The 24,820-nt window shown below is 72.3% G+C and carries 20 protein-coding genes; 9 read left to right on the top strand and 11 right to left on the bottom strand.

The annotated features are described in order from the left end of the window. Positions 1 to 13: 13 nt before the first annotated feature. Positions 14 to 2,071, bottom strand: coding sequence for a phosphocholine-specific phospholipase C (locus AB0L89_RS04290; protein WP_365134079.1), 2,058 nt, complete (start codon positions 2,069 to 2,071; stop codon positions 14 to 16). A 510-nt stretch (positions 2,072 to 2,581) separates the two neighbouring features. Here AB0L89_RS04290 and mgtA point away from each other — a divergent pair. The 4 genes from mgtA to AB0L89_RS04270 are packed head-to-tail and all read left to right on the top strand — an operon-like array spanning position 2,582 to position 7,765. Then, entirely contained in the window at positions 2,582 to 5,311 is a 2,730-nt protein-coding gene (mgtA, locus tag AB0L89_RS04285) for a magnesium-translocating P-type ATPase (protein WP_365134076.1), read from the top strand. Between the two features lie 44 nt (positions 5,312 to 5,355). Further along, entirely contained in the window at positions 5,356 to 6,549 is a 1,194-nt protein-coding gene (locus AB0L89_RS04280; protein WP_365135518.1) for a serine hydrolase domain-containing protein, read from the top strand. A 23-nt stretch (positions 6,550 to 6,572) separates the two neighbouring features. After that, on the top strand, positions 6,573 to 7,121 hold the full coding sequence (locus tag AB0L89_RS04275) for a DinB family protein (RefSeq protein ID WP_365134073.1): 549 nt from the start codon (positions 6,573 to 6,575) through the stop codon (positions 7,119 to 7,121). After that, complete coding sequence (locus AB0L89_RS04270) at positions 7,118 to 7,765, top strand: TetR/AcrR family transcriptional regulator (RefSeq protein ID WP_365134070.1); 648 nt, start codon at positions 7,118 to 7,120, stop codon at positions 7,763 to 7,765. The genes AB0L89_RS04275 and AB0L89_RS04270 overlap by 4 nt, the downstream gene beginning before the upstream one ends. Here the strand turns inward: AB0L89_RS04270 and AB0L89_RS04265 are convergent. Together AB0L89_RS04265 and AB0L89_RS04260 are read right to left on the bottom strand one after the other, a co-directional pair. Further along, the gene (locus tag AB0L89_RS04265; protein WP_365134067.1) at positions 7,755 to 8,222 is read right to left on the bottom strand and encodes an SAM-dependent methyltransferase; all 468 of its coding nucleotides are present in this window, start codon (positions 8,220 to 8,222) and stop codon (positions 7,755 to 7,757) included. The two genes, AB0L89_RS04270 and AB0L89_RS04265, sit on opposite strands and share 11 nt — an antisense overlap. Positions 8,223 to 8,301: 79 nt before the next feature. Beyond that, on the bottom strand, positions 8,302 to 10,860 hold the full coding sequence (locus tag AB0L89_RS04260; RefSeq protein WP_365134064.1) for a glycoside hydrolase family 3 C-terminal domain-containing protein: 2,559 nt from the start codon (positions 10,858 to 10,860) through the stop codon (positions 8,302 to 8,304). A 415-nt stretch (positions 10,861 to 11,275) separates the two neighbouring features. On the opposite strand from AB0L89_RS04260, the gene AB0L89_RS04255 reads away from it, so the two are divergent. The 3 genes from AB0L89_RS04255 to AB0L89_RS04245 are packed head-to-tail and all read left to right on the top strand — an operon-like array spanning position 11,276 to position 13,487. Beyond that, complete coding sequence (locus AB0L89_RS04255) at positions 11,276 to 12,199, top strand: NADP-dependent oxidoreductase (RefSeq protein WP_365134061.1); 924 nt, start codon at positions 11,276 to 11,278, stop codon at positions 12,197 to 12,199. Then, complete coding sequence (locus AB0L89_RS04250; RefSeq protein WP_365134058.1) at positions 12,196 to 12,948, top strand: GNAT family N-acetyltransferase; 753 nt, start codon at positions 12,196 to 12,198, stop codon at positions 12,946 to 12,948. The genes AB0L89_RS04255 and AB0L89_RS04250 overlap by 4 nt, the downstream gene beginning before the upstream one ends. Before the next feature lie 38 nt (positions 12,949 to 12,986). Continuing rightward, positions 12,987 to 13,487: an FBP domain-containing protein gene (locus tag AB0L89_RS04245; protein ID WP_365134055.1), complete on the top strand. Its 501-nt coding sequence runs from the start codon at positions 12,987 to 12,989 to the stop codon at positions 13,485 to 13,487. A 19-nt stretch (positions 13,488 to 13,506) separates the two neighbouring features. On the opposite strand, the gene AB0L89_RS04240 is transcribed toward AB0L89_RS04245, so the two are convergent. Together AB0L89_RS04240 and AB0L89_RS04235 are read right to left on the bottom strand one after the other, a co-directional pair. Beyond that, positions 13,507 to 13,896: a (2Fe-2S) ferredoxin domain-containing protein gene (locus AB0L89_RS04240; RefSeq protein ID WP_365134052.1), complete on the bottom strand. Its 390-nt coding sequence runs from the start codon at positions 13,894 to 13,896 to the stop codon at positions 13,507 to 13,509. A gap of 26 nt (positions 13,897 to 13,922) precedes the next feature. After that, on the bottom strand, positions 13,923 to 15,269 hold the full coding sequence (locus AB0L89_RS04235) for a 6-phospho-beta-glucosidase (RefSeq protein WP_365134049.1): 1,347 nt from the start codon (positions 15,267 to 15,269) through the stop codon (positions 13,923 to 13,925). 187 nt (positions 15,270 to 15,456) lie between these two features. Between AB0L89_RS04235 and AB0L89_RS04230 the strand changes: the two genes are divergently transcribed. Next, positions 15,457 to 16,272 (top strand): hypothetical protein, encoded by an 816-nt coding sequence (locus AB0L89_RS04230; RefSeq protein WP_365135515.1) that lies wholly within the window; start codon positions 15,457 to 15,459, stop codon positions 16,270 to 16,272. 69 nt (positions 16,273 to 16,341) lie between these two features. Continuing rightward, positions 16,342 to 17,637, top strand: a complete 1,296-nt coding sequence (locus AB0L89_RS04225; RefSeq protein WP_365134046.1) for an MFS transporter — start codon at positions 16,342 to 16,344, stop codon at positions 17,635 to 17,637. Here the strand turns inward: AB0L89_RS04225 and AB0L89_RS04220 are convergent. From AB0L89_RS04220 to AB0L89_RS04195, 6 genes are all read right to left on the bottom strand, one after another. Next, positions 17,634 to 18,119, bottom strand: coding sequence for a thioesterase family protein (locus AB0L89_RS04220; protein WP_365134043.1), 486 nt, complete (start codon positions 18,117 to 18,119; stop codon positions 17,634 to 17,636). The genes AB0L89_RS04225 and AB0L89_RS04220 overlap by 4 nt on opposite strands. Further along, a complete protein-coding gene (locus tag AB0L89_RS04215; RefSeq protein ID WP_365134040.1) occupies positions 18,116 to 19,072 on the bottom strand; it encodes a 3-hydroxyacyl-CoA dehydrogenase NAD-binding domain-containing protein in 957 nt (318 codons plus the stop codon). The genes AB0L89_RS04220 and AB0L89_RS04215 overlap by 4 nt, the downstream gene beginning before the upstream one ends. A gap of 87 nt (positions 19,073 to 19,159) precedes the next feature. Continuing rightward, a complete protein-coding gene (locus AB0L89_RS04210; protein WP_365134037.1) occupies positions 19,160 to 20,056 on the bottom strand; it encodes a 3-keto-5-aminohexanoate cleavage protein in 897 nt (298 codons plus the stop codon). 65 nt (positions 20,057 to 20,121) lie between these two features. Further along, positions 20,122 to 20,961, bottom strand: a complete 840-nt coding sequence (locus AB0L89_RS04205; protein WP_365134034.1) for a TetR/AcrR family transcriptional regulator — start codon at positions 20,959 to 20,961, stop codon at positions 20,122 to 20,124. 92 nt (positions 20,962 to 21,053) lie between these two features. Continuing rightward, positions 21,054 to 22,991: a beta-N-acetylglucosaminidase domain-containing protein gene (locus tag AB0L89_RS04200; RefSeq protein WP_365134031.1), complete on the bottom strand. Its 1,938-nt coding sequence runs from the start codon at positions 22,989 to 22,991 to the stop codon at positions 21,054 to 21,056. A gap of 38 nt (positions 22,992 to 23,029) precedes the next feature. Continuing rightward, on the bottom strand, positions 23,030 to 24,289 hold the full coding sequence (locus AB0L89_RS04195; protein ID WP_365135512.1) for an alpha-L-fucosidase: 1,260 nt from the start codon (positions 24,287 to 24,289) through the stop codon (positions 23,030 to 23,032). Positions 24,290 to 24,820 lie beyond the last annotated feature (531 nt).

Genomic DNA, 24,820 nt, shown 5'->3' with positions numbered 1-24,820 from the left:
CCCCCTGCGGTGGTCAGCCCGTGGCGATCGCCGGGTCGCTGACGCCCGCCTGGCCGTTCTCCACGTGGCCCGCCAGGCGCCGCAGGAAGCCCGCGTCGGCGTCGGACTTCACCGTCAGGTCGTACCAGCGCTTGGTGGCCCGCAGGTCGACGGTGTGCTCGACGGTGCCGCCGGCCTTGACCTTGAAGGTCTGCGCCGCGCCGCCGTAGGCGTTGGTCACCGTGAGGTTCACGTCGGCGGTGCCCGCGTTCTTCAGGGTCAGCTTGACGTTGCCCGTCGTGCCGTCGTGGCGGGCGACGACCTCGGGGCCCGCCTTCTTGCCGGGGCCCTTGAAGGTGCGCAGGAACCCGTTCGGGCCGAACACCGACAGGTCGTACACGTCCTTGGAGTACGCCGAGTTCCAGGTGTCGGAGACCGACTTGCCCGCCTCGGTGGTGTACGTCCAGGGTCCGTCGGTGCGGTTGGCGGAGCGGACGTGGAAGCAGACGCCCGCCTTGTCGCCGCCGCTGAAGGTGAGCGTGAACTTGCCGGCGGCGGCGTCCGCGGCGCCGTCCACCAGCGGCGCGTAGGGCAGCGCGCGGGCGGGCCGGGAGCCGGCCTCCTGCTTGGGCAGCGCCGGGTTGGCGGGCGGCTTGGGCAGGTAGTCGGGGTGGCGCTCGTGGTCCGGCGGCTCATAGGCCGAGGTGTCGGGGAGCTCCGCCGGGTCGGTGTCCTTACCGCCGAAGTCGAAGGCGGAGGTGAGGTCTCCGCAGATCGCCCTGCGCCACGGCGAGATGTTGGGCTCCTGGACGCCGAAACGCTTCTCCATGAACCGGATGATCGAGGTGTGGTCGAAGACCTCGGAGTTCACGAAGCCGCCGGTGCTCCACGGCGAGACCACGATCATCGGGACGCGCTGGCCGAGGCCGTAGTGACCGGCCGCGTAGGAGGCGTTGCCCGGGAAGTAGTCGAGCGTGGTGGCGACGGTGGACTTGCCCTGGCCCGCGTCCTTGGGGACGTAGGGCGGGACGACGTGGTCGAAGTAGCCGTCGTTCTCGTCGTAGGTGATGAACAGCGCGGTCTTCGCCCACACCGCGGGATTGGAAGTGAGCGCGTCCAGGACCTGCGCGATGTACCAGGCGCCGTAGTTCACCGGCCAGTTGGGGTGCTCGCAGAAGGCCTCCGGGGCGGCGATGTAGGAGACCTGCGGGAGCCTGTCCGCCTTGACGTCGGCCTTGAGGAGGTCGAAGTAGCCGTCGCCCGCCTTGGCGTTGGTGCCGGTGCGGGCCTTGTCGTAGAGCGGGTCGCCGGGCTTGGCGTTGCGGTACTTGTTGAAGTAGAGCAGCGAGTTGTCGCCGTAGTTGCCGCGGTACGCGTCGTCGATCCAGCCCCAGTGCCCGGCCGCGTCCAGGCCGTCGCCGATGTCCTGGTAGACCTTCCAGGAGACGCCCGCCTGCTCCAGGCGCTCGGCGTACGTCGTCCAGTCGTAGCCCGCCTCCTGGTTGCCGAGGACCGGACCGCCGCCCTTGCCGTCGTTGCCGACGTGGCCCGTGAGCATGTAGTAGCGGTTGGGGTCCGTGGCCCCCATGAACGAGCAGTGGTAGTCGTCGCAGACCGTGAAGGCGTCGGCGAGGGCGTAGTGGAAGGGGATGTCGTCCCGCTCCAGGTAGGCCATCGTCCGCTCGGACTTCGCGGGGATCCACTGGTCGTACGCACCGCTGTTGAAGGCCTTGTGGCCGCCGGCCCAGTCGTGGTCGAGGCCCGCGATGAACTGCATGCCGAGGTCCTCGGCGTCCGGGTGGAAGGGCAGGACCTCCTTGCCGCCGCTCTGCTGGTGCCAGACCGGCTTGCCGCTCGGCAGGGTGACCGGGCGCGGGTCGCCGAAACCGCGCACGCCCTTCAGCTTCCCGAAGTAGTGGTCGAAGGAGCGGTTCTCCTGCATCAGCACGACGACGTGCTCGACGTCCTTGATGGTGCCGGTGGCGCGCCGGGCGGGCAGGGAGGCGGCGCGGGCGATGCTCTGGTTGAGCATGGCGAACGTCGCGGTGCCACCGGCCAGCTGCATGAAGCGGCGCCGATTGAGTTCAGGCATGAATATTCCGACCTCGTGTTGTGTGGGGGACGCGAGCGGGGTGAAGTGTGCCAAGGGGAGCAAGCGATGCGGAAGGGCCTGTGACGGTCGCGTGAAGAGAAGTCCAACCCCTGATGGGCAGGACACAAGTCCCGGTCTTTTCGGGACCAAAGTCCCACATTTGACATAGCGGGACGGGCGTGACTCACTTGGCCCTGCACCGTTCTGAGGTGCGTTCTTCTCCGTCCCGCGAGCGCAAGGAGGTGTTCGGGATGAGTCCCGAAGGAAGTCCTTGCGTCAGCGGTGACCTTTTCTGAACCGGCCCACCGCCGCCCCTGAGGCGGCCGTCGCCGGTTTCTGAGGCCGCTTTCCGCAGCCGTTCTCTTTTTCTCCGCCGCGCCACCGGCGCGGCGTCACCCCCGCCTGCCGACGGCCCCGCGCCGTGGGCATTCCCGGGGATTCTTCACACCACTTTCACGTCCTCGTGCACGGGCCTGCTTCGTCATGCCCCCGCACGGAGGGAGGTCTGCCATGAACAAGCTGATTCCCCAGGTACGCCTGGCCCCGCCAGGCGAGAACCCCCGCACCGCTCCCCGTACCCGCAAGGCCGCGGAACTGGACGCCCGCACCCGTGAAGTCGGCGCCAGGCTCGCCGGGTTCAGCGAGCGCCCTGCTCGCGACGTGCTGCGCGCCCTCAACGCCTCCACCCGCGGCCTGCGTCAGGACCAGGTCCTGGAGCGCATCGAGCGCCACGGCGAGAACACCGTCGCCCACGAGCGCGTCCCGCACTGGACCGTGCAGCTCGCCAAGTCCTTCTGGAACCCCTTCATCGGCGTGCTCGTCGTCCTCGCCGCCGTCATGTACTGGCAGGACCCCGCCGACCCCGGCGTCTACATCCTCACCTCGATGGTGCTGATCAGCGCCCTCCTGCGGTTCTGGCAGGAGTTCCGCTCCGCCCGTTCCGCCGAGGCGCTCAAGGCGCTGGTCACCACCTCCTGCGCGGTGCAGCGGCGCTGGGGCGAGCAGCCCGGCACCGAAGAGATCCCGATGGAGCAGGTCGTCCCCGGCGACCTGGTCAAGCTCGCCGCCGGCGACATGGTCCCCGCCGATCTGCGGCTGCTCACCGCCAAGGACCTGATGGTCGGCCAGGCCGCGCTCTCCGGCGAGTCGCTGCCCGTCGCCAAGGCCGACACCCGCGCCCACGACCTGGGCCAGCAGACCACCAAGGACCCCGTCGAGGCGGACAACCTCTGCCTGATGGGTACGTCGGTGACCTCCGGCACGGCGACCGGCGTGGTCGTCGCGACGGGCGCCGACACCTACTTCGGCTCGATGGCGGGCGCGCTGTCCGGCGAGCGCCCCCAGACCGCCTTCGACCTCGGCGTGCGCCGGGTCAGCTTCCTGCTGATCCGCTTCATGCTGGTGATGGTGCCGGTGGTCTTCGCGATCAACGGCTTCACCAAGGGCGACTGGGACCAGGCGCTGCTGTTCTCCATCTCCGTGGCGGTCGGGCTGACGCCCGAGATGCTGCCGATGGTGGTCTCGGCGAACCTGGCGCGCGGCGCCGTGGCGATGTCGAAGCACAAGGTCGTCGTCAAGCAGCTCAACGCGATCCAGAACCTCGGCGCGATGGACGTGCTGTGCACCGACAAGACGGGCACCCTCACCGAGGACCGCATCGTCCTGGACCGCTACCTCGACACGCGCGGCACGGAGGACCGCGAGGTCCTGGAGTACGCCTACCTCAACGCCCACTTCCAGACGGGGCTGCGCAACCTCATGGACCAGGCGGTGATCGACCGCGTGGACGAGGCCGAGGAGGTTGTCGTCGATCACCTCTTCACGATGGTCGACGAGATCCCCTTCGACTTCGCCCGCCGCAGGATGTCCGTGGTCCTGCGCCGCAACGGGCTCTCCGGACCGGCGCCCGAGCACACGCTCATCACCAAGGGCGCGGTCGAGGAGGTCCTCGACCGGTGCGGCCACATGATGGACCGCGGTGAGCGCGTCGAGCTCACCGGGCGGCTGCGCGCCCACGTCGGTGCCCTCAGCGAGCGCCACAACCGGGAGGGCCTGCGGGTCCTCGCGGTGGCGACCCGGACGTTCCCCACCGCGCCCGACGGCGAGGAGCGCGCGACGTACTCCGTGGCGGACGAGAGCGGGCTCACCCTCATCGGTTTCCTCGCCTTCCTCGACCCGCCGAAGCGGGACGCCGCCGACGCGCTGCGCGCGCTCGCCGGGAACGGCGTCGCGGTCAAGGTCGTCACCGGCGACAACGAACTGGTCGCGGCGCGCGTCTGCGCCGATGTCGGCCTGGACGCGAGCGAGCTGGTCACCGGTGCCGCCATCGACGGGATCGACGACGTCGAGCTGATCGAACTGGCCCGCAGGACGACGGTGTTCGCGAAGGTCAACCCGGTCCAGAAGGCACGGATCGTACGGGCCCTGAAGGCCGACGGGCACACGGTCGGCTTCCTCGGGGACGGCATCAACGACGCGGCGGCGCTGCGCGAGGCCGACGTGGGCGTGTCCGTGGACACGGCCGTGGACATCGCCAAGGAGTCCGCGGACATCATCCTGCTGGAGAAGGACCTGATGGTCCTGGAGCAGGGCGTGCTGATGGGACGTCAGACCTTCGGCAATACCATCAAGTACATCAAGATGACGGCGTCGTCGAACTTCGGCAATGTCTTCTCGGTCCTGGTGGCCTCGGCGTTCATCCCCTTCCAGCCGATGCTCGCCATCCACCTCCTGGTGCAGAACCTCTGCTACGACATCAGCCAGCTGGCGATCCCGTGGGACCGCATGGACGAGGAGTACCTGAAGAAGCCGCGCAGCTGGGACGCGCGGGGCATCGGCCGGTTCATGGTCCGGATCGGTCCGATCAGCTCGATCTTCGACATCAGCACCTTCCTGGTGATGTGGTACGTCTTCCAGGCCGACTCGCCCGCACAGCAGACCCTGTTCCAGACGGGCTGGTTCGTGGAGGGGCTGCTGTCCCAGACCCTGATCGTCCACATGATCCGTACGCGGAAGATCCCGTTCATCCAGTCCCGCGCCTCGCTGCCGGTCCTGGTGATGACCGGCGCGGTGATGCTCTTCGGCCTGTGGCTGCCGTTCTCGCCGCTGGCGTCGGCGCTGTCGATGGAGCCGCTGCCGATGAGCTACTTTCCGTGGCTGATCGGGACACTGCTCGCGTACTGCGCGCTCACCCAGGTGGTGAAGGGCTGGTACGTCCGGCGCTACCACAGCTGGCTGTGACGCGGGTCTTGCAAAGGTAGGTGCCGTGGGCAACCATGCGCGACATGACTGTGCGCGTCCACGGCACCTGCGCCCCCGGATTCGAGGAAGTGCGCGAGGAGTTCGAGCGGAACTTCACCGAGCGCGACGAGCTCGGGGCCGCCGTCGCGGTCACGGTCGGCGGCGAGTACGTCGTCGATCTGTGGGGCGGCGACGCGGACCCGACCGGGACGCGCCCCTGGGAGCGCGACACGCTGGCGCACGTCTACTCCACGACCAAGGGGATGACCTCGCTCTGCGCCCATCTGCTGGTCCAGAGCGGGGTGTTGGACCTGGACACGCCGGTCGCGCGGTACTGGCCCGAGTTCGCGCGCGAGGGCAAGGCCGACATACCGGTGCGCTGGCTGCTCAGCCACCGCTCCGGGCTGATCGCGCCGGGCGAGCCACTGGGCCGGGGCGCGGTGCTCGACCGGGAGAAGGTCATCGAGGCGCTGGCGGCGACGCGGCCCTGGTGGCGGCCCGGCACCGCGCAGGCCTATCACGCGGTCACGTTCGGCTTCCTGGTCGGCGAGGTCGTGCGGCGCGTCACCGGTGTCTCGCTCGGGACGTTCCTGCGCACGGAGGTGACCGAACCGCTGGGCGCCGACGTCTTCGTGGGCACGCCCGAGAGCGAGCACGGGCGGTGCGCGGACATCGCGCCGCCGCTCACCGCCGCGGGCGCGCCCCCGCGCCGGCCGTTCGGCGACGCGCCCGATCCTCCGGTCGGCGGACTCGACGACCACCCGATGGCGCCGGTCACGCTGGCCCTGCGCTATCTGCCGCTCGGCGACGTGAACGACCCGGCCTACCGCGCCGCGGAGATCCCCGCGGCCAACGGTCACGCGACCGCGCGCGGAATCGCCGCGGTCTACGGGGAGCTGGCGTGCGGCAGGCTCCTGTCCCCCGAGACGGTGGACCGCCTGCGCACCCCGCAGAGCGGGCCCGACGAGCCGGACCTGATGCTCGCGGCGGGCACGCCGCTCGCGCGGTCGTGGCAGTGGGGCGTCGGCTACATGCTCAACCAGTTCGGGCAGGCGGGCCCCAATCCGCGGGCGTTCGGACACGGCGGCGTCGGCGGCTCCTACGCCTTCGCCGACCCGGAGAACGGCGTCGGCTACGCGTACACCATGAACCGCATGGGCGCCGGTACCTCCGGCGAGGACCTGCGCAGCGTCCATCTGGTGGGCGCGCTGTACCGGGGGCTGCGCGACCACGGCTGAGCGCGGGCCCCGATGATGGGGGCATGACCTCACGCAGAAGAGCCGCCTTCTTCACCGGCGAGGAGAACGATCCCCGCTACATCACGGCCGCCACCGGCGACGAACGCGCCATGCTCGTCACCTTCCTGCGCTCCCAGCGCGCGACCCTGGAACTCAAGTGCTCCGGTCTGGACCGGGAGTTGGACCAGCGCTCGGTGGCACCCTCCGCACTGTCGCTGCTCGGTCTGGTGCGCCACCTCACCGACGTCGAGCGCCGCTGGTTCCGCAAGGATCTCGCGGGCCAGGACGCGCCGCCCCTGTACGCCACGGCGGACAACCCCGACCAGGACTTCGACGGCGCCCTCGCGGAGCCCGGCGCCGTCGCGGCGGCCTGGGCGGCGTGGCGCGCGGAGGTGGAGTTCGCCGAGAAGTTCGTCGAGGAGGCCGCCGACCTGGACGTCGAGGGCGAGGACTCCTGGCTTGGCGCGGTCTCCCTGCGCTGGGTGCTCCTGCACATGGTCGAGGAGTACGCGCGCCACAACGGCCACGCGGATCTGCTCCGGGAGCGGATCGACGGGGCGGTCGGGCTGTGACCCGGGCGGCCGGGCGCCGGTACGCCGCCGCCGACGCCCGCAGGGCCGCCATCCTGGAGGCGGCCCTCGCCCGTTTCGCGCAGGCGGGCTACGGGAGCGCCTCGCTCGCGCGGATCGCCGCCGACGCGGGCACGTCCGCGCCGGTGGTCGTGCACCACTTCGGCTCCAAGGAGGGGCTGTTGACGGCGGTGCTCCGGGCCCGTGAGGAGCGTACGGCCGAGACGTTCGAGCCCCTGCGGCGGGCGGCGCGGGGCGACGACGTCCGTGCGCTGTTCCGTGCGGTCCTGGCGCTGGCGGAGGACAACCTCCGCCAGCCGGGCCTGATCGAGCTCTACACCCGCCTGTCCGCCGAGGCCGGCGCCCCGGACCACCCGGCCCACGCCTACTTCACCGAGCGCTACGAACGCGTCGTGGCCCTGCTGGCCGGCGCCCTCGCCCGCGCCCGGACCGCCGGCCACCTCCGCCCCGACACCGACCCGTCCGCCGTGGCCCGCGAGGTCCTCGCCGTCTCGGACGGCCTCCAGGTGCAGTGGGCGTTCGCCCAAGGGCGCCTGGATTTCGTGGGGCTGTACCGCGCACACCTGGACCGGCTCGTCCGGGCGCTCGCCGTGGACGGCGCGGGCCTGGACGGGCCTACGGCGTGAAGTAGTCCGCCATCAGCGGGCCGACCCATTCCGGCTGCTTCACGTCCACGGCCTGGAACTCCACCATCACCGGCTTCAGGTCGACGACCGGGGTGCCCGAGACCGCGTCGAGGCCCACGACCGTCAGTTCGCGTCCGTGGACGGACTCGACGGCGCAGCACGTCACCCCGATGCGGTTGGGCCGGCGGGGGCCGCGGTCGGCGAAGACACCGACGGGCGGGAGGTCGGCACGACCGCGGTAGGGGCGGGGTTCGCGGTAGTCGTCCCGTTCCGGAAGCCGGTCGAAGACGAAGAGGACCTCCACGTGGGAGAAGCCGTCGAGCCCCTGGAGGCACGCCTCCCCGAAACGCTCGTCGACGGTGATCGTGCTGCGGACGGCGCCCCAGTTGTCCGTGTGCTGGACGTCCGTCCGCTCGTTGCGGACCGTGCCGATCGGTGTAATTTCGAAGCTTGGCATGGCTCGGTTGTATCTCATCGGCTTGAACTGATGTGCGTCATGGCGGGATTGGCACGGGTCGAGAGAGACATCCGCTCCGTCAGTCGGCCGTGCCCCGCAGGCGGATGTCCCGCGAGGACGAGCCGACGTACACGGCGCGAGGGCCGCGCGGGCGGATCCAGCGCGCCTGTTCCGTGTCCCAGTACGACAGTTGGCGCTCGGCCACCTGGAGGGTCAGGCGGCGCGAGCGGCCCGGACGGAGTTCGACGCGGCTGAAGGCGGCGAGGGTGCGCGGGGGCAGGTCCACGGGCGCGTGGCGGGGCGGGCCCACATAGAGCTGGGGGACCTCGGCGCCGGTGCGGTGGCCGCTGTTGGTGAGGGTGAACGACACCTCGTAGCCCCGTCCCGCGCGGCGCACGGAGAGCCCGGAGTAGGCGAACCGCGTGTAGGACAGGCCGTGTCCGAAGGGGAAGAGCGGCACGGTGCCCGCGCGGTCGAAGCCGCGGTAGCCGGTGAAGACGCCCTCGGTGTACGTGACGGTCCGGTCGACGCCGTGGTACCGCTCGGGGTGCGCGGGGTCGAGGGTCGGGTGGTCGGCCTCCCGCTTCGGCCACGTCACGATGGACTTGCCGCTCGGGTTGGCGCGGCCGAGGAGCAGGTCGGCGGTGGACCAGCCGCCCTCCTGGCCGACGTAGCCGGCGTGCAGGACCGTGCCGACCGCGCGGCGCCAGGGCATCGTGACGGGGCCGCCGGTGTTGAGGACGACGACCGTGCGCGGGTTGGCGGCGGCGACCTCGGCGATCAGCTCGTCCTGGTGGGCCGGGAGCGCGAGCGTGGTGAGGTCGCCGCTGCCGCCGAGCGCGCCGCCCTCGCCGTTGTACGCGAAGACGACGGGGGTGTGGACGCCGCGGGCGAGCCGGGCCGCCGCCGCGATGCCGGCGGCGCGCCGCTCGGGGGTGACCCAGGCGAACCGCACCTGGACGGGGGCCCGTTCGACGACGGTGGCGTCCCAGCCGGCGGCCTTGACCACGAGGGCGTAGGAGCGGCCCGCGGTGAGCCTCACCGGTGCCGCCCGGCCGTTGTCGAGGCCGTCCGTCGTGGGCACGATCGAGGACCACTTGCGCGTGAAGGCGTCCCGGACGCCGGACGCCGTCGCCAGCTCCTCGCCGTCCAGGCTCAGGGAGAGGGCGGCGCCCCAGCCCTGGATGTTCAGGGCGTACTCCCCCGTGGTGGGCGGCACGAAGGTGCCGGTCCACTGGACGGTCGTGCCGAGGGGCAGGGCCCGGTCGCCGGTGAAGTCGACGTTCGCGTCGGTGCCGCCGCCCGCGCGGGCCAGGCCGTCGGGGAACACGGCGGCGGGCACGGCCGTGCCGGTGAGGTCGACGCCCACCTCGTACGCGATCCTCCGTCCTGTCGTGCGGCGCAGCGCGTCCAGCGGGCCGACCATGCGGTCCTCGAAGCCGTACGCGCGCTCACCGGAGACCGAGACGGCGACCTGGGCGGCGGTCGGGCCGATGAGGGCGAGGCTGCCCAGGGCCGCGCGGGACAGCGGGAGGCCACCGTCGTTGGCGAGCAACACCGCTCCCTGGACGGCGACTTCGCGGGCCACGCGCGCGCCCGCCTCGACGTCGATCCGCTTGCGGGCGGGCACGCGGGTGCCGTCGAGCATGCCGAAGGCGTCGTAGCGGCCGAGGATGCGGGAGACGGCGGTGTCGAGGGCGGCGAGCGGCACGGCGCCGTCCTCGATGGCCTTCTTCAAGGGCTCCCCGAAGTGCGAGCCGTCCCACATCTGCAGGTCGAGGCCGGCTTCGAGCGCGGCCGTGGAGTGGGTGGCGCCCCAGTCGGAGGTGACGAAGCCCTCGAAGCCGAGCTCGCCGCGCAGGATGTCGGTCAGGGCGGTGCGGTTCTCGCTGTTCCAGGGGCCGTTGAGGTGGTTGTACGCGGACATGACGGAGGCGACGCCCGCACGGACGACGGCCTCGAAGGCCGGCAGGTACAGCTCGTGCAGGGTGCGGTCGTCGACCACGAAGTCGTAGGAGTTCTCCGGGTTCTCGCGGTCGAACTCGTGCAGCCGCTGGTTGTTGGCGAGGAAGTGCTTGGCCTGGGCGAGCATGCCCTCTGCCTGCACACCTTCGACCTGGGCGGCCCCGATGACCGCGTTGAGGTAGGGGTCCTCGCCGGACTGGTCCTTGTTGCGGCTGAAGAACGGCGTGCGGGACAGCTCGATCTGCGGGGCGAGCAGCACGTCCTGGCCGAGGGTGCGGCCCTCACGGCCCATCACCGCGCCGTACGCGCGGGCGAGTTCGGCGTTGAAGGCGGCGCCGAGCGTGGAGACGGGCGGGAGGCCGGTGGCCGAGCGGGCGACGTTGACGCCCGCCGGGCCGTCGGACAGGCGCAGTTCGGGGATGCCGAGGCGGGCGACGCCCGGGAGATAGCCGGCCTGGCCCAGTCTCCTGGGGTCGGTGGCGCCGTGCACGAGGCCGATCTTCTCGTCGAGGGTGAGGCGGGCGAGCAGCTTGCGGACGCGGGGCGTGGTCGCGGCGGTGGAGCCGGGGCCCGGGGCGGCGGTGGCGAGCGGGGCCGCCGCCGCGACGAGGGCGAAGGCGGCCGCGGTGCCGCCCAGTTGCTTCAGAAGTTCACGGCGAGTGGTGGCGGGCATGGCGAAATGACCTCCAGGACACGGCTCTTGGACAGGCCGGACTGGCCGACGACGCCAAGAACCGAATGCGCCATCCGCTCCAGTGCGGGGTTACGGGGCCTGAGTGTTGATTGGTTGAACGATGAAGGTCAAGGGGTCGTCGGCCCAAAGTTTTCGATGCGTTCAATTTCTGCGGCCGCCGCGTCGGCCGTGGACCCGGGGCGGCTGTGCGGCCCCACGAGGGCGGTGCGCGCCCGCGAGGGCGGTGCGGCCCCACGCAGGCATGACGGCGGCGCGAAGGCTTTACGGCCGCGTGCAGCGTTGCGGCCGCGTGAAAGCGTTGCGGCCGCGTGAACGCTCCGGCGTCCCGGGAATAGCAGGGCGATCTTGCTCGTCGTCCTCTACGGAAGTCCGTCGACCCGAACGAGGGAGCACCATGCCCAAGGCGTACGCATTCACCGAACACGGCGGCCCCGAGGTGGAGGCCTTCCTCGACCTGCCCGAGCCGCGGCCCGGACCCGGTGAGCTGCTCGTCGCGGTGCGCGCGGCGGGCGTCAACCCGGTCGACTGGAAACTGCGCGCGGGCAAGCGGCGCCCGGGGCAGGGGCCGCTGACCGGCCCCGAGGTACTGGGCAGCGAGGTCGCCGGAATCGTGCGGCAGGTCGGTCCGGGCGTCGAGGGGTTCGCGGTCGGCGACCCGGTCTTCGGCAACCCCGTCACCGGCGGCTACGCCCAGTACACGCTGGTCCCCGCCGCCATCGCCGCGCACAAGCCGGACGCCCTCTCCTACGTCGACGCGGCCGCCCTGCCCGTCGCGGCGGCGACCGCGTACGACGGCGTGCGCCAGCTCGACCTGCCCGCCGGGTCGACCCTGCTGATCACCGGCGCGGGCGGCGGCGTCGGGGTGGCCGCGACGCAGATCGCCGTGCACTTCGGGCTGCGCGTGATCGGCACGGCGAGCGCGGGCAAGAAGGAGTTCGTCGAGTCGCTCGGCGCCGTCCATGTGCCGCGCGGCCCGCGCCTCGTGGAGCGGATACGCGAGGCGGCCCCCGACGGCCGCGTCGACGCCGTCTTCGACCTGGTCGGCGGCGACGGCCTGGCCGAGGTCGCGGAGCTCCTCGCCGACCGCACGAAGCTGATCACGGCGGCGGCCAAGGAGACCGTGACCGCGCTGGGCGGCGCCCCGGTGGCCCGCGCCCGCACCTCCGCCGTCCTCGACGAGGTGGCCCTGCTCGCCGTGGCCGGCGTGCTGCGCCCGCACGTGACGGCGACGTACCCCCTGGACCGCGCGGACGAGGCGCTGCGCGCGGTGGAGGACGGTCACACGCGCGGCAAGATCGTGATCGAGGTGACCTCGTGACGACCGGGACCCCGCTCACGGCGCCGACGGCCCACCACCCGGCGGCGCGCGGCCCGCACCCCCTCGACAACCCCGCCTACGCCTCCCTGTCCGGCCCGCACGCGCACCTCGCCGAGTGGCGGGGGCACGTGGTGCGCTACCCCACCGACGTGTCGCCGTGGATCGCGCTGCCCTCCGAACCGACGGCCGCGGACTGGACGGACCTCGCCACGCTCGCCGGGGCCGGGACCGAGGTGCCGCTGCCCGGAGTGGTCGTGGACCCGCCCGACGGGTGGGAACTGACCTTCGCGATGCCCGGCGTGCAGCTCGTGGACGACGGGGTCGCCGCCGCGCCGGACCCCGAGGCCGTGCCGCTCGGCCCCGCCGACGTACCCGAGATGCTGGATCTGGTCGCGCGCACGCGGCCCGGCCCCTTCCTGCCGCGCACCGTCGAGCTCGGCACCTACCTGGGCCTGCGCAGCGGCGGTGCCCTCGTCGCGATGGCCGGGGAACGGCTGCACCCGCCCGGCTGGACGGAGATCAGCGCGGTCTGCACCGACCCGGCGTACCGCGGCCTGGGCCTGGCGACCCGGCTCGTCCGCGCCGTGGCGCACGGCATCAGGGCCCGCGGCGAGACCCCGTTCCTGCACACCTCGGCGCGGAACACCGACGCCATCCGGCTCTACGAGTCGCTCGGTTTCCGGCTGCGGCGCACCACCGAGTTCCGTGCCGTGCGGGTGCCTGCCGAGGCGGTCGCCGGGGAAAAATGACACGACGGTCCCGTGGGCCCGTTGATACCTTCCGGATCATGCAGCCCGTCAGTGAGAACGAGATCCGCGCGTCCTTTGTGAACTGTTCGAAGGGCGAGGCCCGCAGGCTCACCCTCCCTGCCGGTTTCGCCGACACCCCCTGGTCCGACCTGGACTTCCTCGGCTGGCGCGACCCGAAGGCGCCCGAGCGCGGCTATGTGGTGGCCTGGCGCGACGGCGAGCCCGTGGGCATCTCCCTGCGGGCCTCGGCCGGTGCGCGCAAGAGCCTGCTCAAGTCGAGCATCTGCTCGGTCTGCGTGACGCCGCAGTCCGGCTCGGGGATCACGCTGCTGGTCGCCCCCAAGGCGGGGGCGGCGGGCCGTCAGGGCAACTCGGTCGGCCTGTACATCTGCGCGGACCTGGCCTGCTCCCTCTACGTACGGGGGAAGAAGACGACGGCACTGGCCCGCCGCTTCGAGGAGAGCCTGACGTTGGAGGAGCAGAACGCGCGCACCGCGCAGAACCTGAACGGCTTCCTGGACCAAGTGCTCGCCGACTGAGCTGGCCGCCGCTGGGTGCTCAGAGCGCCCGGGGGTCGACCAGTTGCAGGGCGAGCGTGGCCGACGGTTCGGCCACGCCGGGGCCGCCCGCCTCGGCCCAGGTGATTATCTCCTCCAGCGCCGCGTCGTCCGTGACGAAGCCGACCCACGACGCCCGGCCGCCCCGCCTGCGCCCCTCGGGAGAGGGCTGGACGACCACGATGTTCGCCTGGCCGCACGGCCCGAGGCAGTCGCTCGTGCGCACCGCGAACCGGCCGCGCGAGGCCGCCGCCGCGGCGCGCATCCGCTCCAGCTGCCAGGCGTGGTCGATCCCGGGGTTCTTGCGCGCGTCGCCGCAGCAGCAGCCCCGGCACACGACGAGCGTGCAGGGACGGCGGGCGGCGGCACCGATGGAGACGACGGGACTCATCCCGTGATCATGTCAGGCCCCTCGGATCAGCTCCGCCCCAGGTAGCCGAGCCCGGGGTGCGCCTGCCGGTAGCCGTCCACCAGGCGGCGCGCCACCGCCACCGAGTCGACCAGCGGATGCAGGGCGAACGCCTTGACGGCGGTGGCGATGGAACCGCTGTCCGCGGCGGCGAGCACCTCGCGCTCGACGGCCTTGACCGCGCAAACCAGTCCGGTGGCGTGGCCGGGCAGCGGGGCCACCGCCATGGGGTGGGCGCCGTTGGCGTCGACCGAGCACGGCACCTCGATGACGGCGTCCGCGTCCAGGGCGGACAGGGTCGTGCCGTTGCGGACGTTGAGGATCAGCGTCGTGCGTTCGTCGCGCGCGACGGCCCGCATGAGGGCGAGGGCGACCTGTTCGTACCCGCCGGACTCCAGGTCCTCCTCGGCCCGCTCCCCCACGCCCGCCGCTTCCCTGTTCTCCGCCATGTACGTGGCCTCGCGCTCGGCGCGGGTGGCGTCCCAGGTCTTGAGGGCGGGGGCGTCGGCGCGGGCCATCTCCTCGTAGAAGCGGGCCTGTTGGTCGCGGAGGAAGGCGCCGCGGGTCTGCTCGGCCTCCTGGTAGGCGCGCACCGCCTCGCGGTTGAAGTAGTAGTAGTGCAGGTATTCGTTGGGGATCGCGCCGAGGGACTGGAGCCAGTCGGCGCCGAACAGCCTGCCCTCCTCGAAGGAGCCGAGCAGCTCGCGGTCGGCGAGCAGCCGCGGCAGCTCGTCGCGCCCCGCGATGCGCAGCCCGCGCAGCCAGCCCAGGTGGTTGAGGCCGACGTAGTCGATGAACGCCTCGTCCGGGTTGCCGCCGAGGATCCGCGCGACCCGGCGGCCCAGGCCCACGGGCGAGTCGCAGATGCCGATGACGCGGTCGCCGACGTGGCGGGACATGGCCTCGGTGACCAGGCCCGCGGGGTTGGTGAAGTTGATGACCCAGGCGTCGGGGGCGAGGCGGGCGACGCGGCGCGCGATGTCGACGGCGACGGGCACCGTGCGCAGGCCGTACGCGATGCCGCCCGCGCCGACCGTCTCCTGTCCGAGGACGTCTTCGGCGAGGGCGACGCGCTCGTCGGCGGCGCGGCCCTCCAGGCCCCCGACGCGGATCGCGGAGAACACGAAGTCCGCGCCGCGCAGCGCCTCGTCGAGGTCGGTGGTGACGGTGACGGCGGGCGCGTCGGGGACGCCCGCGGCCTGCTCGGCGAGGACGCGGGCGATCGCGCCGAGCCGCGCCGCGTCCAGGTCGTGCAGGACGACGTCGGTGACGCGGCCCTCGGCGCGGTCGCGCAGGAGGGCCCCGTACACCAGCGGCACACGGAATCCGCCTCCGCCGAGAATTGCCAGCTTCACGTCTCAACCGCCTTCTGTCGGACTTCCGTCGGGCCGATGCCGCCGGGGTTCACGTTACGTACATCCCTGAGGTTCACGTTACGTACGATGGCGCCGCAGCGTTCCGACCCCCCACGGAGGTAGCGCCCCGATGACCCTTTGGAAGGCATCGACCAAGGCATCCGCCGCTCTGTTCGGCGCCGTGACGATGGCGGTGATGGCGGGCGGTCCCGCCTCGGCCGCGCCCGCGTCGCCCGGCGGCTGGCAGGAGTCCGGCAGCTCGCTCGTCAATTCGCTCACCGGCAGCCAGGGGTTGGCGAGCCGCGCCGACGGCAGCCTCCTGTACCGCGGCCTCGGCTCCATACCGCTGGACCTGCGGGCCAAGGGCTGGGGCCACATAGGCGACCCGGACATCGCGAACGGCCACACCTTCGACGCCTACCAGGGCGGCGACGACGCGAAGTCGAAGATGTACGCGGTCACCACGCCCGACGGCAAGCGGTACCTGTACGAGCACCGGCTCGACGCCGGCGAGAAGCTCAACAACTCCTTCGCGGCGGTGTCGCCCGACGCGCGGTGGCTGGTCTCCGGCGAGTGGGGCGACCAGAACCGCCTCCAGGTCTTCCCCGCACCGCTCCTCAACCCCTCGACCCCGCCCACCGGGGGCGACCTCCCGCAGGCCGGGCAGATCTCGCTCGACAAGCCGGTGCGGGACATCCAGGGCTGCGACTTCGTCTCGGACACGCGTCTGGTGTGCGCCTCGAACGACGCGTCCAAGGAGCTCTTCCCCGAGGACCGCCCGGTGCTCCAGGTCGACCTGGAGCGGCCGCTGGACGGGCAGCCGGTGACCGGCCGCGTCTCCAGCCTCTTCGCCGCGCCGCAGCGCAGCATCTGCTCCGGCACCTTCGAGACCGAGGGCGTCGACTACGACGCGGCGCGCCGCACCCTGCGCGTCGAGGTGGTGCCGCCGTCGCCGTGTCTGGTGACGACCACCGTGTACGCGTACAAGCCGACCACGGGGTGAGGCGACGGCCGGTGTCCGGCTGACGGACGGTACGTGTGGGGCGCCGCCGGGTGGGGGAAAGTCGTGATCATGACACAGCACGACCAGCAGGTGACCGACACCGCACCCGCCCACGAGCGGCGCCCGACACGGCAGTTGCTCGCCGCGTCGGTCGGCAACGCCGTGGAGTGGTACGACTGGTACGCGTACACCTTCCTCGCCACGTACATCGCCGACCAGGTCTTCCCCAAGGGGTCGGGCAACTCCCTGGTGCCGCTGCTCTCCACGTTCGCCGTCTTCGCGGTGGGCTTCTTCATGCGGCCCGTCGGCGGGCTGCTCATGGGCGCGGTCGCCGACCGGCGCGGCCGGCGGGCCGCGCTGACCGTGACGATCCTGCTGATGGGCGGCAGCAGTCTGCTGGTCGGCCTCACCCCGACGTACGCGTCCGTCGGCGTGCTCGCGCCCGTCGTGCTGGTGGGCGCGCGGCTGCTCCAGGGCCTTTCCGTGGGCGGGGAGTTCGCCGCGTCGACGACGTTCCTCGTGGAGTCGGCGGGTCCGGGGCGGCGCGGCCTCTTCTCCAGCTTCCAGTACGTGTCCACCAGTGCGGGACAGCTCGCCGCGTCCGGTGTCGCCGCCCTCCTGGTCGCCACGCTCTCGGAGGGGCAGATGGACGGCTGGGGCTGGCGGCTGCCGTTCCTGTTCGGCGCGGTGCTCAGCCTGGTCGGCTTCTGGATCAGGCAGGGCGCGCACGAGACGCACCGGGCGCCCGCCGAGGAAGCCGAGCGGCCCGGCCTGTTCGACGCGCTGCGCCACCACCCGCGCCAGTCGCTGCTCATCTGCGGCATCACGGCGGGCGGCACCATCGCGTACTACACGTGGACGTCGTACCTGCCGACGTACGCCGAGCTGAACACCGACATCGGCAAGAGCCAGGCGCTGCTCGCGGGCACGCTCTCGCTCGCCTTCTTCGCGCTGCTCCAGCCGGTCGGCGGGCTGCTCTCGGACCGCTTCGGCCGGCGGCCACTGCTCCTCTTCTTCGGCGTCGGCTTCGCCGTCCTGAGCGTGCCGCTGCTGAAGTCCCTCACCGGGTCGTTCGCCTCGCTGCTGCTCGTGCAGTGCGCGGGCATGGTGCTGCTCACCGGCTTCACGTCGATCTCGGCGGCCGTGAACGCGGAGGTGTTCCCCGCAAGGGTGCGGGCGGCCGGGATCGGCTTCCCCTATTCGCTGACCGTCGCGCTGTTCGGCGGCACGGCCCCGTACATGGGCACCCTGTTCAAGGAGATCGGCTCTCCCGGGCTGTTCCCCGTGTACGTGGCCGTGCTCTGCCTCGTCTCGTCGGCGGTGTACCTGCGGCTGCCGGAGACCGCCCACAAGGAGCTGGACTAGCCGCCCACCGCGGCGATCGAGCGGCCCGCCCACGCGGGGGCGTCCTCCACGAGGCCCGTCAGGCGCGCGCGGATCTCGTCGGGGAAGGGGGCCGAGCGGCCCGCGTTCTGGTCGACGTGGAGGGCGAGCAGCTCCGTGGTCGCCACCGGGGCGGCGTCCGGCGCCGGGGCGGCCTCCGCGTCCTCGACGACGTACATCTCGTGCGTGAAGCGCGCCTTCTTGGCGTCGGCGCCCAGCAGACGGGTGCGGACGGCGAGATGGGCGCCCTCGGGGACGTCGTTCAGATAGCGGACGTGCGCCTCGACCGTGTAGAGGGAGCAGCCGGTGGACTCGCGGTAGCCCGCGTGCAGACCGGTCTCGATCATCATCGCGTCGGTGGCGTAGCCGAAGACGAGGACGTAGAAGGCCTCGCTCATGTGACCGTTGTAGTCGATCCACTCGGGGCGGACCTGCTGGCGGAGCAGCGGCAGGGGCTCGGTCACTTCGTGCCCCCGTGGAGTCGGCCGGTGGCGCGCAGGACGTCGATGACGCCCTGGTCGCGCTCGGCGACGAGGTCCGCGATGGTGCGGCCGTTCGCCTCCTCGTCGCAGCCCGCGACCACGGCGTCGTACAGCTTCTTGTCGAGCTCGGGCGCCTCCAGGCGCGTCCACGGCGACTTCAGGGACGGGCCGAAGTGGTCGAGCATGTGGGCCATGCCGCCCTCGCCGCCCGCGAGCGCGAAGGTGAGCATGGGGCCCATGAACGCCCAGCGCAGGCCGGGGCCCTCGGTGATGGAGTCGTCGATCTCCTGGACGGTGGCCTCGCCGTTGGCGACCATGTGCAGGGCCTCGCGCCACAGGGCTTCCTGGAGGCGGTTGGCGATGAACCCGGGCACCTCGCTCTTCATCGTGATCACGGACTTGCCCGCGACCTCGTAGAACCGGGACGCCCAGGTGACCGCGTCGGCGTCGGTGCGCTCACCGCCGACGACCTCGACGAGCGGGATGAGGTAGGGCGGGTTGAAGGGATGCCCGACGACGAGGCGGCCGGGGGTGGCCGCGGCCGTCTGCATGTCGGTCATCGGGTAGCCCGAGGTGGAGGAGGCGATGACGACTCCGGCGGGGGTGGCGGCGTCGAGCCGTGCCAGGAGGCCCCGCTTCAGCTCCAGCTTCTCCGGTGCGCTCTCCTGTACGAACTGGGCGTCGGCGACGGCCTCTTCGAGGGTCGCTGCGACGGTGAGGCGGTCCTGCGAGGCGCCGTCGGCGAGGCCGAGCTGGGTGAGGGCGGGCCAGGCGGCCTCGACGAGCCGCCGCAGCTTTTCCTCGGCGTCGGGCGCCGGGTCCCAAGCGGTGACGTCGTAGCCGCGGGCCAGGAAGTGGGCGACCCAGCCGCCGCCGATGACTCCGGCGCCTATGCAGGCGACGCGGCGGGCTTCTTCAGGGGTGGTGACGGTCATGGGGAATTCCTCTCGTACGGCGGGGTCGTGCCCCGAAGGGGCGCGGGGAACTGCGCGGCCGGCCGGGGACGGCCCGCGGAAGAAGCGCTACGAACGCGGCCGCAGGCCGAGCTTGGCCCGCGCCTCGTCGGGCGTGGCGACCCGCGACCCGAGGTTCTCCGTGATCTGGACCGCACGCTCGACGAGCTGCGCGTTCGTCACCTTGTTGCCCTTGCCGAGGTAGAGGTTGTCCTCCAGGCCGACGCGGACCTGGCCGCCGAGCAGGATCGACTGGGCGACCCACGGCATCTGCATGCGGCCGAGCGCGAAGCTCGCCCACTGGGCGCCCTCGGGGAGCATGTTGACCATGGACTGCAGGACGCCCGGGTCGGCGGGCGCGCCCCACGGGATGCCCATGCAGAGCTGGAAGACGGTGGGGTTGTCGAGCAGGCCCTCGGCGAGCAGCTGCTTGGCGAACCACAGCTGACCGGTGTCGAAGATCTCCAGCTCGGGCCGTACGCCCAGCTCCTGGATGCGCCTGGCGCCCTGGCGGAGCATGTCGGGCGTGGAGATGTAGAGGTTGTCGCCGAAGTTGAGGGAACCGCAGTCCAGGGTGCAGATGTCGGGGAGCAGGTCCTCGACGTGCGGGAGCCGGTCGAGGCCGCCGACGAGGTCGGTGCCGGGCAGCGCGCCGAGCTCCTTCAGCGGCTGGACGGGGTCGATGACGAGGTCGCCGCCCATGCCCGCGGTGAGGTTGATGACGACGTCGGTGCCGGTCTCCTTGATGCGCTCGACGACCTCGCGGTACAGGCGCGGGTCGCGGGAGGGGTCGCCGGTCTCGGGGTCGCGGACGTGGATGTGCACGACGGCGGCGCCCGCCCCGGCGGCCTCGACGGCCGAGGTGGCTATCTGCTCGGGCGTGACGGGCACGTGCGGGCTCTTGCGCACGGTGTCGCCGGCGCCGGTCAGGGCGGCGGTGATGATGACGTTGTCGTTCACGGGCATGCGGAACTCTCCCTCGGGGGTGGGGTGTTGCGGACGGGGAACGGCCGTACGGTGCGTACGGGAGGTCAGTGCGCGGTCAGCGTCGCGTCGACGTAGGCGGTCAGGGCCGCGTGCATGTCGTCGGGGCTCGTGCCGGGGCCATCAGGGGCCGAGGCGAGGACCTGGGTGGCGAGGCCGTCGATGAGCGCGGTCAGGCGCAGCGCCGCGGCGGCGGGGTCGGCGAGGCGGAAGACGCCCTCGGCGACGCCCCGGCGGATGACGTCGGCGACGGTGGTGCGCCACTGGCGGTAGTAGTCGGCGTGCAGGCGGCCCATGGCGGTGGACCGGGCGGCCTCCGCCCACAGGTCGAGCCAGACGCTCCACTGCCAGCGCTGCTGCGGGGTGCGGGGGATCTGGAGCTCGATGAGCTGGCGCAGTTCGTCGGCGGTGTCGGCGGCGTCCGCGACGCGTGCGGCCCGGCGCGCGGTGTCCTCGTCCATGCACCAGCGCACGGCGGCTTCGAGGAGGTCGTCGCGGCCGGGGAAGTGGTAGTGGATGGCGGCGGTGCTGGTGTCGCAGGCCGCCGCGATGTCCTGGACGCGGACGGCGTGGAAGCCGCGCTCGGCGATGAGCCGCACGGTCTCACGGACGATCTGCAGCGGGCGCCCGCCGTCGGGGGCCGCGGCGCGCTCGCGCCGCTGGGCGGCCTCCGGGGCGCGGGCCGCGCCGAGCAGCCATCCCGCGTCGACCCCGCCCTCGTCGGCGATGCGGGCGAGCTCCGCCGCCGTGAAGCGCCGGGTGCCGCCGAGCGAGCGGGAGAGCTTGGAGGGGTCCATGACGATGCGGCGCGCGAACTCGCGCTGCGTCACGCCGGCGTCGGCGATCACCTTGCGGACGCGGTCCGCCACCTCGGGGTCGGGCTGCATGGTCGGCAACCGTACCCGCGCGTTGCGATGAACGCAACGCGCGGGAGGCAGATCAGCAGGTGAACCAGGGCATTGAGCTTCTGACTGATGTATCAGTCGAGAGCATCAACACGCTCTCCGACGCCCTTGACGAAGTCGTCGAGGTACGGATCGGCGATCTTCACGGACCCGCGCTGGTGGTGCTCGGCGGGGTCGACGACGATCTTCGAGATCCGCTCGGCGAGCGCGTCCGTCCGCGCGCGCTCCCGCGCGGCCTCCGCCCCGTCGCCCGCCTCGACGGCGGTGAGCGCGGCAAGACCGTGCCGCAGGGCCTCGCCCCACAGCCGCGTCGCGTCCAGCCAGCGGTCCGCGTCGTGCAGGAAGAGCGGGTCGGGCAGGCGCGAGCGCAGGATCTCCGGGGTCGTGCCGATCTCCTTCGCCACGGGCGCCAGCGCGCGCAGCGCAGCGCGCGGGTCCGTCTCGTACGTCTTCCAGAACGCGTCCAGCTTCGGGCCGAGGACCGGCGACTGGGGCTGCCAGTTCCGCTCCCCGAAGGTGGGCGCCATGTGGTTGAGGTCGACGAAGGTCTGCACGGCGTCGGCGGTGCGCGCGTCGCCGCCCGCCAGGTACAGGGCGGCCTGCCGTCCGGACCGGGTCCGGTCGTAGCCGCGGTCGTTCCACGAGAAGTCGTTCATGGTGAAGACGGCGAGCTTGCCGGCCGCCTCCTGGTTCATCGGGTTCGACACCAGACCGCTGAGGTGGTCGGACAGCCCCTTCTCGCGCTTGTCGTACGGCGCGAGCAGCAGCCGGCCCGCGGTGCGCGCGAAGTCGTTGACGGGGTAGTTGTCCCAGACGAACACCTTGCGCCCGAACAGCTCCGAGGCCCGGCGCGCCTGATCGACGGTGATCTCGGGCGGCACGACGTCCGTGCCGGTCCACATCACCTCGACGGCCCTGTCGAGATCCGCCCGCAGGGTCTGCTTGTACGCGGTGTCGGTGAGGTCGCCGTACTCGGTGGGGACGGTCTGCAGCGGATATGTGCCCTCGTGCCCGGCGACGAACTCCCGCTGGATCGTGTTGAGCAGCCCCGCCTGGGCCTTGGCGGCCGCGGCCCGCCCGGGAGCGCCGAACGCCGCCTCGTCGGCGGCGCAGTTCCACTTGGTGTAGCTGATGTCGTCGAGCGGCACGGAGAAGGACCGCACGCCCAGGTCGTACAGCGAGCGCAGTTTCGCCGTCAGGGCCGTGACGTCGGCGGGGTCGGAGTAGCAGATCGAGGCGCCCGGCGAGACGGCGAAGGTGAAGCGCACATGGTTGGCCCGCGCGCGGTCCACGAGTTCGCCCAGTTCGGTGAGCTTGTCCGCCGGATAGGGCTCGCGCCACTTCTCGCGGTGATAGGGGTCGTCCTTGGGTGCGTACACATAGGTGTTGGCCCGGGTGTCGCCGAGGAAGTCCAGCTGGTCGAGGCGTTCGGCGGCGGTCCAGGGCGGTCCGTAGAAGCCCTCGATGCTACCGCGCAGGGCCATCGAGGGGTGGTCGGAGATCTCGGCGCCCGCGATCGAGGTGCGCGTGATCAGCTGCGCCAGGCTCTGCACCCCGTAGAACTGCCCGGCCGCGTCGGTCCCGCCGACCGCGACGGTGCGGTGCCCGACCCGCAGGGCGTATCCCTCGGCCCGCCGCGGGACGTCCGTACCGCCGAGGGCCTTCGCGATGTCGGGCCGGGTGGCGGGACCGAGCAGGAAGGTCAGCGGAGCGCGCCCCGAGCTCTTCCCGCGTACGTCGATGTCACGCACCCCGTGGGCGCGCAGCGTCTCGGTGAGCCGACGGCGGGCGGCCTCGTCCGTGTCCTCGCCGACGACGAGTTCGGCGCGGCGGGCGAGCGGGACGTCGGCGCCGGCGCGCGCGATGTGCTGCGGGGCCGGGGAGACGACGGGGAGCGGACGGGAACCGCTCGCGGGGCCCGCGGTGGCGGACGGGGCGAGGGGCGCCGCGAGGGCGGCGACGGACAGGAACGCGACGAGGGCTCGGACGCTGGATCTGGTGACGCGGGGCATGCAACCTCCAGGTGGCGTACGTGCGGTGCCTTTCGTGTTCAGTCGCGGGTGTGCTCGCGGTACAGGTCGAGCGGGCCGTCGAGTTCCAGGGCGAGCACGGTGCAGAGCGGGTCGAGCTGGTCGTCGCCGAGGTGGACGTACTCCCAGCCGGGTACGTCACCGAGTCCGCCGACCCGCTCGCGGCGCGCCGCGGTGTCCGTGCCGAGCACGCGCGCGGAACGCACGGCGTTGCGCAGGCCGCGCAGGACGACGTACTCGTTGGGCCGGTCGAACAGGAAGAGGTAGAGGGTCCGGCGGTCGACGGAGAGCGTCGAAGGGCCGTAGAAGTGCCCGTGCGGCAGCCCCCGCACGGTGCCGTACACCGCGTCGGCGTGCCGTCCGATCCACTCCCCCAGCGCTTCGAGCCGCTCGGTCTGCTCGGGCAGCAGCGTGCCGTCGCCCTTCGGGCCGACGTCCAGGAGCAGATTGCCGCCGCCTCCGATGGTCTCGGCGAGGATGCGGACGAGCCGGCGCGGGGTCTTGTGGCTGTGGTCCTGGGGCTGATAACCCCAGGAGTCATTGAGGGTGAGGCACAACTCCCAATCGCCGTCGGGCGGTTCGACGGGGACCCCCTGCTCGGGGGTGGCGTAGTCGCCGTGCCCGGTCAGGCGTCCGTTGACGACGGTGTGGGGACTGGTCGCGGCGATCTCCTGGGCGAGTTCGGTCATCCCCCACTGCTCGGGGCTGCGCTCCCACTCGCCGTCGAACCACAGCAGGTCGGGCTGGAACAGGCCGATCAGCTCCCTGACCTGTGCGCGGTGGAAGGCGAGGAACTCCGCCCAGCGCTCGGATGATTCCTCGCCGACGGCGGGCATGGAGTAGCGGTTGCCGCGCTCGGCCGGGTCCTGGCCCTCGGGCCTGACGGTCGCGTAGTCGGGGTGGGACCAGTCCAAGTGGGAGTAGTAGAGGCCGACTTTGAGGCCGCGGGCGCGCAGGGCGGCGACGTAGGGGGCGACGAGGTCGCGGCCGGCCGGGGTGCGCCGGGGGACCGACAGGTCGTTGGCCCCCGTGTCCCACAGGGCGACTCCGTCGTGGTGCTTGGCGGTGAGGACGGCGTAGCGGGCGCCTGCCCGGACGAACAGGTCTGCCCAGGTGTCGGGGTCGTAGCGGTCGGCGGTGAAGCGGTCGAGCTGGGACATGTAGCGGTCGTAGGGGACCTCGTCGTGGAAGAACGACCAGGACTCGGCGACGCCGTCCACGCTGTAGATGCCCCAGTGGACGAAGATTCCGAGCTTGGCGTCGGGGAACCAGGGCTGGATCACGGGCGGGTCTCCCTCGGTCGCGGGGCGGGCGCCTGGGCCTTCCGCAGGCTAGGTCGACTCCCGTCCCGGACACAATAGGTCGGAGGTCTCCCTCTCGCCCTTGCCGGTCTGCCCCCGATTCCTCCTCCCCTGCACCGGGGTCCGAGCCCGCCTGCGCCGGGCTTGGCGCCGCCTTCATCGCCGCCCGGCACGGGTCGGCTGCGCCGGGGCTTGAGCCACGGTCATCGCCACCCGGCACCGTCCGCTCCCCGGCGCTCCGCGCCGGGTCTTCCCCACCCACCCACCCGTTTACCCCGCACCGCCCTGCGGGACCGGCTGCGCCGGGGCGGGTGCCACCTTTACCGCTGCCCGGCACCGGGGGCTGTGCCCACCCGTTCCGCCCTGCGGAACGCCTGCCCACAGCGGGGGGCGGCTACCCGGCCAGTGCCGCCGACCACAGCGGAGCGGCACGGTCCCGTCCGCCGCGGCGCGGGCGCACCGGCCCCCACCGGGCCGCACGCGCCCGACCGGCCCGAGGGGACGTGGGGG

The sequence above is a fragment of the Streptomyces sp. NPDC052114 genome (assembly GCF_040680155.1).
GTDB lineage: Bacteria > Actinomycetota > Actinomycetes > Streptomycetales > Streptomycetaceae > Streptomyces.
The sequence above is the reverse complement of the archived record's forward strand: the minus strand, read 5'-3'. Positions and strand labels throughout refer to the sequence as shown.